This is a genomic window from Bacteroides sp. AF34-31BH (assembly GCF_003602795.1).
Taxonomy (GTDB): Bacteria; Bacteroidota; Bacteroidia; order Bacteroidales; family Bacteroidaceae; genus Bacteroides; species Bacteroides uniformis.
Map to the genome: position 1 here is coordinate 211,079 of NZ_QTLV01000007.1, position 14,224 is coordinate 225,302.

General features: G+C 46.0%; 8 protein-coding genes. All 8 read right to left on the reverse strand.

What is annotated here, in order from left to right; genetic code table 11:
* Window positions 1–11: 11 nt before the first annotated feature.
* Window positions 12–3,218, reverse strand: coding sequence for a M60 family metallopeptidase (locus tag DWZ67_RS12790; RefSeq protein ID WP_120138978.1), 3,207 nt, complete (start codon window positions 3,216–3,218; stop codon window positions 12–14).
* Between the two features lie 256 nt (window positions 3,219–3,474).
* Window positions 3,475–4,980, reverse strand: a complete 1,506-nt coding sequence (locus DWZ67_RS12795; protein ID WP_120138947.1) for a sulfatase — start codon at window positions 4,978–4,980, stop codon at window positions 3,475–3,477.
* A gap of 51 nt (window positions 4,981–5,031) precedes the next feature.
* On the reverse strand, window positions 5,032–5,835 hold the full coding sequence (locus DWZ67_RS20450) for a RagB/SusD family nutrient uptake outer membrane protein (protein ID WP_243635164.1): 804 nt from the start codon (window positions 5,833–5,835) through the stop codon (window positions 5,032–5,034).
* 57 nt (window positions 5,836–5,892) lie between these two features.
* On the reverse strand, window positions 5,893–6,651 hold the full coding sequence (locus DWZ67_RS20455) for a RagB/SusD family nutrient uptake outer membrane protein (protein ID WP_243635165.1): 759 nt from the start codon (window positions 6,649–6,651) through the stop codon (window positions 5,893–5,895).
* Window positions 6,652–6,661: 10 nt separating this feature from the next.
* Window positions 6,662–7,096 (reverse strand): RNA polymerase sigma factor, encoded by a 435-nt coding sequence (locus tag DWZ67_RS12805; RefSeq protein WP_120138949.1) that lies wholly within the window; start codon window positions 7,094–7,096, stop codon window positions 6,662–6,664.
* 101 nt (window positions 7,097–7,197) lie between these two features.
* Complete coding sequence (locus tag DWZ67_RS12810) at window positions 7,198–8,754, reverse strand: sulfatase family protein (RefSeq protein ID WP_120138951.1); 1,557 nt, start codon at window positions 8,752–8,754, stop codon at window positions 7,198–7,200.
* 24 nt (window positions 8,755–8,778) lie between these two features.
* Window positions 8,779–12,816 carry a glycoside hydrolase family 2 TIM barrel-domain containing protein gene (locus DWZ67_RS12815; RefSeq protein WP_120138980.1) on the reverse strand — a complete coding sequence of 1,346 codons (4,038 nt, stop codon included), beginning with the start codon at window positions 12,814–12,816 and terminating at the stop codon, window positions 8,779–8,781.
* 19 nt (window positions 12,817–12,835) lie between these two features.
* Window positions 12,836–14,224 carry an arylsulfatase gene (locus tag DWZ67_RS12820; protein ID WP_243635166.1) on the reverse strand — a complete coding sequence of 463 codons (1,389 nt, stop codon included), beginning with the start codon at window positions 14,222–14,224 and terminating at the stop codon, window positions 12,836–12,838.

Here is a 14,224-nt window from a genome sequence, read left to right on the forward strand (position 1 = left end):
TGCCATCATTATCAACGGTTATACATATTCTTGAATTTTGAGTCACGCTTTTTCATCTTCTCCAATTGCTGCAAATCTTCCGTCCATTGAAAGTCCACTTTCTCCCGACTGCCGTCAGCAGCTATGGCATAGACCTTGACCTTTGCATCCACTACGGCATTCTCTACCGTGAAATGCTGCAACGGTGCCACAAACACCAGCTTCCCGTTCTGGAATATCTCATACGCCACCACATTCTTCCAGTTCTCCATGGTGAAAGTATTTCCCTTGCACACTGCCGTGCCCTTTTCTATCGCCCGGGGATTCTTGAACAACTCCACCGTATGGTCTGTAATGTACCAGAAAGGCACTTCCAGTTTCGGATATTTCTTTGCCTTAATAGCTTTACGGGTCTGTTTTATGCCCTCTTCGGTCACTTCAAACATCTTTTTCCCATAATCGTTCACTTCCAACTTCATTGGCTTCAAGAAACCATACTTCTCAAAAAACGGAGTCAAATCCAAGTTGGCCGCTTCGCAAGCCTTTTTCACGAACTCCAGTTGGCATTCACCATCGGTGGCGGGATCAACAGAGGTGCGGATATCCTCAAACAAATCCTTATAAAAATCCTTGTTACCCAATACTTTGGTCAAATACAGGTGCAACTGCCAAAAAGGTATCAGACGACAATGATTTATCCGGTTCTCATTATGCGCCAATTCTTTTGAGAAATATTCCGTCATGGAACGTTCGTACCAGCAATCGTCAAACATTCCTGTCGGCCGCTCCATCTCTTTCTGCACACGGGTGGTCAGTCCGAAAGCATCTTGCACATAAAGGCAATAGAGATTATTGGTAACTTCCGTCATACCGTGCCATTTTGCACCCGGACGTATCTGGTTACAGTGACCAATCTCATGCGAAGGCCCCCAAAGAGCTATCCCGGTAAGTTGCTCAATATCGCACACTTTCTTCATCGTAGTAGTACTATAAGCAGTACGATAATTAGGCGCATACATGTAGCCTCTGTTTACCACATGGCAATAGTGCCGGTTGGCAAACTTCTTGTCGGCATACTTATCCAATCCCATAAACTCATGTTCAAGTGCCACAATCCGATCATACACCTCAATCAATGCCTTGCCATCCGGTGTATATTGCCGGAAGCTCTCCACCGGAAAAGTAAGGTGAGTCAGATTGCCCAACACGTCAAAATACTTGTACGTGGCATTCTTCAACATCATCTGCCACTGCGAAGCCTTGTGCTTCTTTATATCGAAATACCCATTGACTTCACCGGTCAGGAAGTGTATCTTCACCTTCTTTCCGGTCGCTTTACCCCGTGTATGATACAACACATACACCAATCCGTCATTCTCCGGAATTATTCTGTTCAATCCCGCATGAAGCGTGTAATAAGAGGATCCTTTTTCGTATCCATCATCGCCCGGAATGCCCAGATCCTGAATCTTGATGCGCAGCGTATCAGTCCCAATCTTACCGACCCTTATCATTAACTCTTTACCCTTACGTGCAACTATTCCCGTTGCATTATCCAACAAACTATACCCATTGGTCTTGTTCACCTTGGCCATGACGTCCGGATGCTGATACTGTTCAAACTCCTGCACGCGGAATTCAGCCTCATGAGTGCCCTCCCAATCCACTTTAAGTCCGCTGGCTTCCGGCTCAAAATCCGTATCGTTAATCCAACCGGAAGGAACCTTCTCGCCCGCCCTTGTCCGATTCCAAAATTGATAGGCGACACTCATATCCGGATAGCGGTCGAACACCTCGCCACGTCCAAACATGCGCGGGTCATCCTGTTCCACCAGTCTGGCAGTCATCTCCTTCTCCATCTTCCGCATCAAAGCCTCATATTCCGGTTTTTGCGACAAATCCACCATGCAGTTCGGGTCGTTCTTTATGTTGTAAAGCTCTTCCCCCCCACGTTTGCCGAAAGAGAGCTGCCAATAATGCGCCGTCTTCTCATTGCGTCTTGCTTTCAGAATCTCGGTCTTCGTAGGGCTTGCATCCACATTCATGTATCCGGTTTCCGGATTCCCGGCCGGCCAGCGATTCGTTTCAAAGTTCTTCAGATAGAGATAATCGCCCCGAATCAATCCACGTATGGGGTATCCCTGATCGTCCGGACGACCCACATCATGCCGCTCCTTCCCTATCATCACGAAATCGCGGTCCACATCCGTCTTCCTGTTCTTCAGAATATCCACAAAGCTCCTCCCCGTCATGGGCTGCATGCCCGACTCCTTGTGACTCACTCCGGCCACCTCCAGCAAGGTAGGCGCCACATCAATCACGCTGATATATTCATCCACCTGACGTCCGGGCTTCACAATGCCGTTTTTCCACATCACGGCCATCGGTATATGGTTGGAATTCCGATATTCCTGTCCCTTGCAGCGCGGAAACGGCATACCGTGGTCAGAGGTCACCACCACAATGGTGTTGTCCAGCTCGCCCGATTCCTCCAAGGTTTTCAGGATGCGCCCCAAATGCGTATCGAAATGCTCTATCTCCAGTGCATAATCCAGCATATCCGTGCGCACCACGTCATTATCCGGCCAATAACTGGGCACCGAATCTATCTGGCTGACCTTTTTCCCTGCCCGGACAGAAGAGGCGTATTCATAATCCCGATGAGGTTCCAACGAGCCATACCAGAAGCAGAACGGACGGTCTTTGGGACGAGCCTTCATGAACTCCTCAAAGTTGGACGCATAGTCCACTTTTGAAATCTTATTGGTAGGAGGCGTCAGCTTCTTCTCATTCCACGGCTTTCCCGTTATATCCCGTTTCTTGCCCTGCGCATCGTTGGCCACGCCCGGTCCCCATCCCTTGCCGGTGCATCCCACATAATATCCGTTTTCGGCCAAAGCCTCCGGATAAGATTTGAACTTCGAGGGGAAAGTGGGCCAGTGGTTACAGGCCTCTTCCAGTTGCCAGGAATTACGTCCGGTGATAAAAGCCGCCCGCGAAGGTGCCGACTTCGCATTACAGGTGTACGCATTCTCGAAAAGTATGCCTTCGCGTGCCACCCGGTCAAATGCCGGAGTATTCACCCACGGCGTCCCGTAAGCACTCATGTGTCCTGCATCATCTGCTATGCAAAACAAGATGTTGACAGGCTTTTGCTGCTCCTGTTCCACAGGGGCAGCTTGTGCAACCACTCCACTCCACAAAGAGCAAGAAAGTAAGGATAAAAGGTTTGCATTCATATTGTTCATGTTTTGATTCTATTTTCTGAGCACAAAACTACTGGTTTATTGAGATTCAGGCTGTGCTATCTGTTTACAATGCTGTTCTATCCGTTCCGGCAAATGTTCTTTCCGTACATTTAACACTTCATTACAAATCGTATTAAATAGCTGTATATAAAAAAGTTAGCTATCGTTTCAAAATATTCTTCACAAATAAAAATGAAACGATAGCCACTACTTTGAACACTATTTCTTGCTTCCTTATACAAGGCTCTTATATTACAGGCTTCAATGCATTTCCATCAGCATCTATCGGATAAAGTGCCCCCTCAGCCTCCAGTTGTCCGGCCATTGCCTTCACCATTTCCTTCAGTTGTTCAGTCTCAAGAGTAGCCACATTGTAAATCTCGTTTGGGTCTTTCTTCAGATTGTACAACTCATAGGCAGGTCGATTGGGAAGCTTGGGATTATAATAATAAATCAGTTTCCAGTCACCGTCCCGATACACCGTGAAATAACTGCCTCTATGCGCATGAGGGAAGTGCATCAAGAATCTTTCCGGACGTGCCTCATTCTTCTGTCCCAACAGCTGAGGTATCAGGTTGCACCCGTCAATTACGTGATTCTTAGGAAGCTTCGTTCCGGTCACAGCCAATACCGTAGGATAGATATCCATCACAGTACCCAATTGCTGTTGAATCACCCCGGCCTGAATCGGCAACTTCTTCTGCTGCGGTGTCCGGCTGTCGGGCTTAGCCCAGGAAGCGATAAACGGAACACGCATACCTCCTTCGTACTCATTGCCTTTTTTGCCTCTCAATGGTGCAGACGAGCAATGACCAGTAGCATCTCCCAAGGGAGAATCAGAACCGTTATCACCTAAAAACAGTATCAACGTATTTTCAGCAATCCCCAATTCTTCCAAGTGATCCATAATATCACCCAGCGATTTGTCCATCCCTTCAATCAGAGTAGCAAACGCCTTTGCCTTGAAAGGTTTGTCAGAATTAGCATAATTCGCCAAGAACCTTCTATCCACTTCAAACGGAGCGTGTACAGCATAATGAGCCATGTATAAGAAGAAAGGTTTCTTATCTGCTACAGCTTTGTCTATCTGTTCGTTCGCTTCCAGAGTAAGAGCCTCTGTCAGAAAAGTATTCGTACCGTGATACTTTTCTAATCCCGGCACTGCATTCGGCTTCTGTCCCTTAATATGTCCATAACCATGCTCGCCATAATAACTTCCCGGATGCCCGATAGCCCCACCGGCAATGCTCACATCAAAACCAAGATTTTCCGGATTCTCTCCTTCGCTACCGATATGTCCGAAATGAGCCTTACCTATTTGGATAGTCCTATAGCCGGCCTGTTGCAGCACACGGGGCAAGGTCAGTGTATTTGAGGAAATTCCATCCCAATTCCAATCCTTGGGTCCAAAAGGAGTACGATTATTGCTTGCAGGATAAATATAATTAGTAGTATGATGACGCGTGGCATTCTGCCCAGTCATGATAGATGCTCTTGATGGCGAACTTACACTTTGTGCATAAAAGGTAGAAAAACGTATACCTTGCCGAGCCATACGTTCCATATTAGGGGTACGATACCATTCGTTCAGCGGATAGCGCACCGGATTTCCGTCATTATCCGTCAAGAAAGGCAAGGAGGTATCCATCAGCCCCATATCATCCACCAAAAACACGATTACATTCGGTTGTTCTTCTGCCATCAAAGGCTGTCCGGCCAACAACAAGAAAGAAATACAAGACAACTTATTCATTTTAAATTATATATTTTATTTGCTGATACAATACATCTATCCATAGCCCAATTAGTCCCATCCGGGATTCTGTTTCAAATTAGGGTTCAACGAAATCTCGCGCAAAGGTAATGGATATAAATAATCTTTTTGCGCATCAAACACTCTTGATGCCCTAGGCTGCACCAAAATAAAACCATCCTCATTCAGTATAATATCATCACCCGGCTTCATATCCGGATAGGCATTATTATCAAATTTGGCACCCAATACATCGCGAGGCAATTCTATTTCGGCTATCTTCCAACGAATAATATCATCATAACGCATTGCTTCTCCTGTCAGTTCCGATCTGCATTCCCTACGTATTTCATCCCGCATACTAAGTCCGTGCTGAATTACGAACCCATTGGTCAAAGGTGGCAGTTCATTAATATCTCCAGCAAAACGTGCCCGCAAAAGATTGATGGAACAATTCAAATCTTCATCACTAATCTTGTCTTCCAGCTCGAACGTAGCTTCCGCATAAGTCAATAACACCTCAGCATAACGGATCAACATATCATTGACATACATTACCGCCGGGTCGTATGTAAAAGCCGATTCGATGCCATACTTTTTATAAATATAGCCGGTCTTGGTTTGGCTATACAAATTGGGTACAAAAGGCTTTCCATCATAGTCATCTCCTGGTTTCCATAATGTCAATGCCATACGCGGATCGCGGTTCTCAAACTCTTTTCCCAAAGGCAAATACTCCACCTTATAAGCAGACTTCTCAATAGGCAAACCGTCTTTGCACAAGAAATTATCAGCTACATATTTAGTGGGCTCACAATTAAAGTCATAAATCATACTACATGCCCTCGTATTCATACTCCCATCTTCTTCCGAATAACGATAAGACAAAACATCCTCTTTCGAATCCACTCCCTAAGCCAAAAACAGATTTCTATAATCCGAATACAGTTCATACTCTTTCGAATCCATCACCGCTTTTGCAGCCGTTTTTGCCATCTGCAAATATTCTGCGCCTCCGTTATTTGCATGAAATTTGTAGTGCGTTCCTGCATACAGAGCAGCACGCCCCCAAAAAGCATAGGCAGCCCCTTGAGTTATACGCCCTAAATCATTGCCAATCTTACTTCTCACAGGAAGATGGGTTGCAGCAAATTGCAAATCATCAAAAACCAATTTCCAAATTTTCGACTTCTCTTCTCGTGCATATCCCAATTCTGGAGAATCCAGATCCAACGTACTTGTTATCAGCGGCACATCGCCAAAACGAGTCACCAATTGATAATAATAGTAAGCCCGGAAGAAACGAGCCTCACCGGCATATCTGTTTTTCACAGCTTCTGTCACCTCAGCATTTTGATAGTTTTCCAAAAAATCGTTTGCAATACGAATCCATTGATAGCAGTTGGTCCATGTAGCATCTGCATTGGGAGGCGTATAAGTCCCCGAACTGATAGCGTTGGCGGAAGCACCAAAAGCATCAATGCTTCGGGTATCTACTGTATAGGAAATATTCATCTTGTCGTACAAGATATTTAGAGCCAAGCGCAAATCCTCTTCAGTTTTCCAAAAATTTGAAGGCGAAAGTGTTGTCAATGGATTCCTATCCAAGAAACCACTACAACTTGAACAAACTAACAACAAACCTACATACAAATACTTTATCACTTTCATAACATTTCATTTAAAAGACAAGATTAACTCCCAACGAAAAATTTCTCATCAATGGATACATCGTATCATTCTGAGTATCAAGTTCTGGATCATAATATTTCAAGAGCTTGCTATATTCACATAAATTCTCTCCGCTAAAATAAAAGCGCAGTTTTTCTACTTCAATACTTCGGTAAATTTTTACCGAAGTATTGATTTTAAACAGATAAGAAGAAAAATCTTGCACTTGTACCAGATGTTCCCGTTTTTCCCACAGTGACAAGAATATATCCTGTACCATATCGCGACTGGCATCCACATCGTGAAGCATCCCTTTCAGGAAATATACCAATTTGGGGTGATATGCAAAGAAGATTCGCTCAAAAGCAGCCATATCTCCTCTGGAGACAGCCAACAGCTCATCAACCTCTTTCATGACGGGTAAAAATGTTTCTTGGTTCTTCATACGGATTGTTCGAATAGTTTACAGCCCGACATTGGCAGGAGACATACCTGCCCGATGCCGGGCTGTAAAGATTAAACCGGAGAATACACAACTACCTAAATCTATCTTTCAGGAAAACCTTTTGCCTTTTCCTGCTCCAGCAATTCCTTCATCGCTTCTACGATTTTGGGATACTTGGCGGCTAAATTGTTCTTTTCACCCAAATCTTCACGCAGGTTGTACAGTTGTTCCTCTTTCGAATTGCCCGTCTCGGTGCGGGTAATGGCGTAATAGGGAGTACGCTTGCAAGGAGCGATATACTTCCATTCGCCGTCGGACACAGAGAATGCCTGTGCCACTTCCACGATGTAATCGCGTCCTTCCTTGTCCTCGCCCAACAAAGCGGGCAGCTGATTGCGGCTGTCCACAGCCACACCCTCGTCCGGCTTTTCACCGACTAATCCCGCCATGGAAGCAAACAAATCAATATGTGAAACCAAAGCGTCCGAAACGCCCGGAGTAACCTTTGCCGGCCAACTTACAATAAAGGGCACACGCGTCCCTGCCTCGAAAATGCTGTACTTACCACCACGCAGTTCTCCCCAAGGACGGTGATTGCCCAAGAGTTCCACGGCTTGATCCAGATAGCCGTCGTTCACCACCGGCCCATTGTCGCTGGTCAGCACTATCATAGTGTTGTCGGCAATGCCCTGCTGCCTCAAGGCTTTCATGATTTCACCTACAGTCCAGTCGAATTGCAGAATGGCATCGCCCCGATAGCCCATACCGCTCTTTCCGACAAAACGGGGATGCGGATAACGCGGCACGTGGATGTCGTTCGTTCCTACATAAAGGAAGAATGCGCTGTCTTTATGCTGCTCTATAAATTGCACTGCCTTGGCTGCAATGGTATCTGCTATATGCTCGTCTTGCCAAAGAGCCTTGCCCCCTCCCTTCATGTATCCTATGCGGGATATACCGTTCACAATGGCCTGATTATGTCCGTGCTTGGGAGTTGGTTTCAGCTTGGTGAGCAGTTCCGGATGGTCTTTTCCAAGAGGTTCTCCCGGGAAAGGTTCTTTGTAACTGACATAAATCGGTGCATTCTCATCATAATTGGCCACCTGTTGATTTTCAATCCAGACACAAGGCACACGGTCGCCGGTGGCAGCCATCAAATAGGAATAGTCGAACCCGATGTCCTGAGGACCCGGAGTGATGGTGCCGTTCCAGTCTTGTGTACCTGCTTTGTCGCCCATGCCGAGGTGCCACTTGCCGATGGCTCCGGTGGCATATCCTGCCGCCTTGAATACATCAGCCACCGTGCGCTGTTCCGGACGGATAATCATGCCCGCATCGCCCGTGGCAATTCCTGTATCGTTTCGCCGCCAGCTATAATGCCCGGTAAAAAGAGAATAGCGCGAGGGGGTGCTGGTAGCAGCCACCGAGTGGGCATCCGTAAAGCGCAAACCGTTGGCTGCCAAACTATCCACATGGGGGGTCGATATTGCTTTAGCACCATAACAACTCATGTCCCCGTAACCGAGGTCATCGGCTACAATAAAAATCACATTCGGCTTCTGTAGCATTTCCGCATCAGCCGTTTTGGGGGTACCGGCACATCCTGCCGCCAACAATGAGCCGCCCAAACTACATCCAAGTAATACTTTTGTTTTCATTGAAGTTATTTTTTCATTGACAATTCACTCTACAATCACCGAGAATTCCGCTCCTCCGGCATAATCCGCTCCATTTTGGGAACTCAAGGCCGTGAAACGGATGTAACGCCCCTTCACAGTCTTGTGCAAGAGTATTCTTTTAGATTTTTTTCCTCCCTCAAAAGTTCCTGCCGCTACAGCATCTCCCCATTCTTTACCATCGCTGCTCACCTGCAACTTATACTCTTTGATATCACCGTTCGACGTTCCATTTTGACGGGGCAGATAGACAAATCCCTTCACGCTCCTCACTTCGCCCATGTCAAAATCTACCCAATGAGGGTATTTTGCTACCGTTACAGAGTATGCACTGTGCCAGAAAGTTCCAGGATCTCTATCAACGAGACAAGAAGCATCCTTTCCCCCCACTTCTTCACTGGAAGCATAGATTACCTCCAACGGAGCATTTTCCATTTTCACAAAAGAGAAAACGGAAGATATGGCTTTGTTGTCTTTAAAATAAGCTTTCACTGTCCCCCCTTGGGGCAAATAGAAGGGAGCGGTATAGTCTATAGGTGTTTTACTCTCATTCAATGTATAAATGATCGGAACTGCCGTTTTCTGCGACTGAATAATCACCTTCCCCCTATTGTCGCGAACAATAGACAAAGGCATTTCTCCCGCATGCGCCACACAAGCCGTTTCGGTAAAAGCAGCCTTGCGCACAGGACGTATCATAAAATCCATCGAATGCCGTTCGGCTTTGACACGGTCGTGACTTAAAGGGCCGCCTTGCCCGCAACTGTTACCTCCCAACCCCGTTACAGCCAAATCAAGATGCAAATGGGTGGCAGTAGATTCAGGCAACTGATAAGGATGGGGAGCAAGCGTCATTTCCATTCCCGACCACGGCAATGCAGACGCGGACATCCATCTATTGGCTACAAACTGCACACCATTGCCTTCATTATCCGTCAATGCACACCAACGCACTTCTTCCCGATTGCCCATGCTTTGCGGTTTCGGGAAGTTCACGAATTGCTCCTTCACCGTACTTTGATACATTTCGATAAACGCCCCTGTGCAACGGTCATTATAATTATTCCAAGGACCACGGCCGTAATAAGTATAACGCTGCAAAGAACTTGGCACTTGCATCCCGTAGCCCAATCGGGGCAACACCACCATGGCATCATTAGAGACTATTTCCGAACGTAACTCTATGGATCCATCCGGATAAACAGTCCAAATCTGATTGGTAACAAATTTGAAATCTTTCTCATGAAAAGGTGAGTCATGCAATTCTGTCACCTTATTCTTTCCAGAAACCCATCCTTGCAAGACGGCTTCATTCGGTGCTTGCGACTCTACGGTGTACATCAGTTGTATGGTATTGTCCTTCTTTTTATCAGCATTAATCCATGAATAATGCGTCACACGGTGCTCCAAATTATGCAAACCTTTCTCAAACCAACGTTGATAAGCCCAATTATCATTATCTACCGGAGCACGATAAGCATCAATTCGTGGCCCCATCCCATCAAGCATCACTTTACGTCCATCGTATTCCAAAGAGTAAATCGTCCCGGTTTGGTTATCAAATTTCACAGAGAATGATTTTCCTTCAATATGGACATACTTTTTATCGACCCTTACTTCTGGTTTCTCCATGTCAGCAGTAACAAGTACCATTGAGGGTTTGTGTTCGACATCCTTTACTTTCAGTTGCTCTTCCATCTGTACAAAACCGGCCTTTGCCCATGGCATGTCCTTTATCAACTTGAATTGTACTTTTACAAAGTATTCGCTTCCGGCCTTCAAGCGGCTGTAATCATAAGGAATCGTGTAAAGGGCTTTGGTGCGCGGCAGAACAGACTGAGTGGTAAGGACACCTTCTTTTACCACTCTACCGTCCTCATAAAGCGCCCATGTCAGATGATAATTGTCCAAAGAAGTGAAATAATTCTTATTGAAAACTTCTATCAGAGCTTTTTTCATGTCCATGGCACGTACACCTACATTCTGGTAAACCTTCTTCACCTCATAATAAGCCGGTTTAGGCAAGTGCCCCGGAAACAATATGCCGTTCATACAGAACATGCCACTATTCGGTTTGTCACCGAAATCTCCACCATAAGCCAAATAACGCTCACCGGTCTGTCGGTCGTAGTGATACAGACTTTGATCCACCCAATCCCAAATGGCTGCGCCACAGAAGAAATTGGTCGATTCTATCGCTTCCCAATAATCAACCAGATTACCCACCGCATTCCCCATAGAATGCGCGTATTCGGAAATATGAAACGGATATTTGATATTGTACGTTCCCTTTACTGCTTCACGTGTCCACGCAATGGCTGGATATTGGTTAGACCCCATATCCACAATCTTATTGTTGCGTTCGTACTGAACCGGACGTGAGGAGTCAAAAGCATGTAAGGCTTCATACGCTGTCACAAAGTTCTTCCCCGGCCCGGCCTCGTTACCTAATGACCAGATAACCACCGAAGGATGATTTACATGTGCATGAGCCAGTTCCATGACACGTGCCACGTGGGCAGCTTCCAGCTCGGGTACATGTGACAAGGAGGCATCCCCATAATAATAATGATGGCTCTCAATGTTGGCCTCGTCTTCCAGATAAATGCCATACTTATCGCACATATAATACCAGTAAGGATGGCAAGAATAATGCGAATTACGCACATGGTTGATATTTCCTTGTTTCATCAACATGATTTCCTTTTCCATTTGAACGAGCGTGATGACATTACCGGTTTCCGGATTGATTTCCTGCCGGTTTACCCCTTTCAGCTTTACTGTTTTTCCATTGATGTAATAATAACGGCCTGCCAGTCCAAACTCATCTTTGTCGGCAGACGTTTCCTTAATCTCGACTTTACAAAAGCCAAATCCCGTTGAAAAAGCGTCAACAACTCTTCCCCGTTTGTCTTTCAGTTCTCCAACCAACGTATAACGATAAGGCTCCTCTGCCGACCACTTTTCAGGCTGTTCTACCTTAAGTAAGGTGGTAACGGAAGCCGTCTCTCCATTTTCCAGAGCGGCAAGCGCAGAAACCCCTTTCACTCCATCCACCGGTGTATTCTCGTCCGAATAAAGTTTATTGGCATATAAAGAGAAAGAGAGCGTATAGCCTTTGGCCGTTTTCCGGTCCAAGTTGCGCAAGTCTGTCTCTATACGTACTGTACCGTGGTTATAATCAGCATCCAAATCCGGAAAGACCCGCAAATCACGTACCTGCACCTTGAATGTGGATGTCAATGAAACAGAACGGAAAATACCCGGCAACCGGAACATATCCTGCGTCTCTAAATGCGAACCGTCAGAATTGCGATACACTTCCACTGCCACTACATTTTCCCCTCCTCCCTTATTCAGATAAGAAGTGATATTAAAAGAAGCAGTATTACGTGAATTCTTGGAAAAGCCCACATAACGTCCGTTAATCCACAGATAAAAGAAGGAAGAGACTCCGTCGAAGTTTATATAGACCTCACGTCCGTCCCAACCGGCAGGTATCGTAAAGGTACGCCGGTAAGAGCCTACCTCATTACGGTGCTTATAGGTAGTCCAGTCCTGTGGAGGCGTGCGCATCACTCCCCCTTTCCAGTCGCCTACAGCCACTTTATGCTGGAATATCGCCTTCTGGTTGACATAAATGGGGACTCCGTATTTCAGACTTCCGTCTTTCCGGATGCCTGCCACATTCCATTGCATAGGCACACTTACATCGTCCCAGCCCGAGACGTCAAAAGTCGGCAGGTAAAAATCTGCCGGACGCTCATCGGGATTTCCCACCCAATGAAATTTCCAAGTACCATCCAAGGAGCGGTAATAGCTGCTATGTTCGGGCAACAGTCGCCGTGCGCTTTCGGCATCGGAGAAGTGGAAGAACCAGGTGTGGGGCTGTTCCTTGTTCAGTGCCAGCTCTTGGGGCGACTCCCATTCCTTTCCGGTAGGCGCCATCGCCTCACCATAGCTAAACCCTTTCAACACCGTTTCTTGTGCTTGTGCCACCAAAGCAGCAGCCAAAAGCCCTAACAAATAGATTTTCTTTCTCATAAAAAGATGATCAATATAATTACCATTTGAATAATTCACTCTCTGTATGCGCTTTCTTCATCAGAAGCCTCAAAATATCTGCTTTCGCCTGGTCAGAGGCAATCAAGTTATGTTCTTCCCCTACATCATCAGGCAGATAGTACAGTTCTTCCACCAATTCTGCAGGTTTTGAGACATTCAGACGTACCAGTTTCCAACCATCTTTCAGAATGGATTGCTTCCCCCCCATCTCATAAAATTCATAATAAATATATTCGTGTTGCAGCTGTCGGTCTTCTTCTCCTAATAAAGTGGGCAGATAAGAGATACCATCCACACCTTCAGGCAACTTCAAGTTCACAATGTCGCACACCGTAGGGAGAAAATCCCAAAAAGCGGAGATATGCGAGGTTTCACGATGTTCTTGTATCCGTTCGGGCCAGGAAACAATAAAGGGAGTACGCACGCCTCCTTCATATAAATCACGTTTATATCCACGAAACGGACCGTTGCTGTCAAAAAAATCAGGATCATGCCCTCCCACACTATGTACACCATTGTCCGATGAAAAAATAAAAATGGTATTTTCCCATTCTCCACGTCTCTTTATCAGTGCGATGATTTCGCCTACACTCCGGTCTATTTCAGTTACCATGGATGCATAAGCCGCTTTCGGCATCATCTGAGTTTTGAATCCTCCCCTCCCTTTCTTGTTTATATAAGGCGTTTCGGAAAACTTATCCGCATATTCACTCAGGTTCGGATAATCCAAATCGGCGTGAGGAGGAGTAATGGCAAAATAGGCAAAGTAGGGCTGTCCTTCCTTCCGGGTACGTATAAAGTCCAATCCTTTATCCATAATCATCCAATGACTGTAAACCCGACCGTCAAGCTGAACTTTTGTCTCATTCTCGTACAAATATGGAGGATAATACCGATGCGCATCTCCCTGCGAAAGATAACCGAAGAAATAGTCAAAGCCTTTGTTCACAGGACTTCCGCTTGTTCCGGGACCACCCAACCCCCATTTGCCTACACACATCGTAGAGTATCCCTTCTGTTTCAACAACTCCGCCACTGTCACTTCGTCTTCCGGAAGATGCTGGTCGAAGTTTCCTTTTTCATTTCTTACTCCCTTATTACCACGTATATAGGAATGACCGGTGTGCTTTCCGGTCAGTAGGCTGCAACGTGAAGGCGCACTCACGGTAGAGCCACTATAATGTTGCATGAATTGCAAGCTTTTCGAGGCCAGTTCATCCAAATGGGGGGTCTTGATTTTAGACTGGTTATAGTAGCAGCCTATATCACCGATACCCATATCATCTACCAACACAAAAACAATGTTCGGAAGTTCATCGGCAATTGCAGGCAGAACCGCAGTCTGCGATAACATACCGGTCAGAATCAAATTACGTATTTCCATCAT

Excerpts from the sequence above, each read along its gene's own strand:
- DWZ67_RS12790 (WP_120138978.1), bottom strand. The coding sequence starts at position 3,218 with ATGAATGCAAACCTTTTATCCTTACTTTCTTGCTCTTTGTGGAGTGGA.
- DWZ67_RS12820 (WP_243635166.1), bottom strand. The coding sequence starts at position 14,224 with ATGATGGAAATACGTAATTTGATTCTGACCGGTATGTTATCGCAGACT.
- DWZ67_RS20450 (WP_243635164.1), bottom strand. The coding sequence starts at position 5,835 with ATGAATACGAGGGCATGTAGTATGATTTATGACTTTAATTGTGAGCCC.
- DWZ67_RS20455 (WP_243635165.1), bottom strand. The coding sequence starts at position 6,651 with ATGAAAGTGATAAAGTATTTGTATGTAGGTTTGTTGTTAGTTTGTTCA.
- DWZ67_RS12810 (WP_120138951.1), bottom strand. The coding sequence starts at position 8,754 with ATGAAAACAAAAGTATTACTTGGATGTAGTTTGGGCGGCTCATTGTTG.
- DWZ67_RS12805 (WP_120138949.1), bottom strand. The coding sequence starts at position 7,096 with ATGAAGAACCAAGAAACATTTTTACCCGTCATGAAAGAGGTTGATGAG.
- DWZ67_RS12795 (WP_120138947.1), bottom strand. The coding sequence starts at position 4,980 with ATGAATAAGTTGTCTTGTATTTCTTTCTTGTTGTTGGCCGGACAGCCT.
- DWZ67_RS12815 (WP_120138980.1), bottom strand. The coding sequence starts at position 12,816 with ATGAGAAAGAAAATCTATTTGTTAGGGCTTTTGGCTGCTGCTTTGGTG.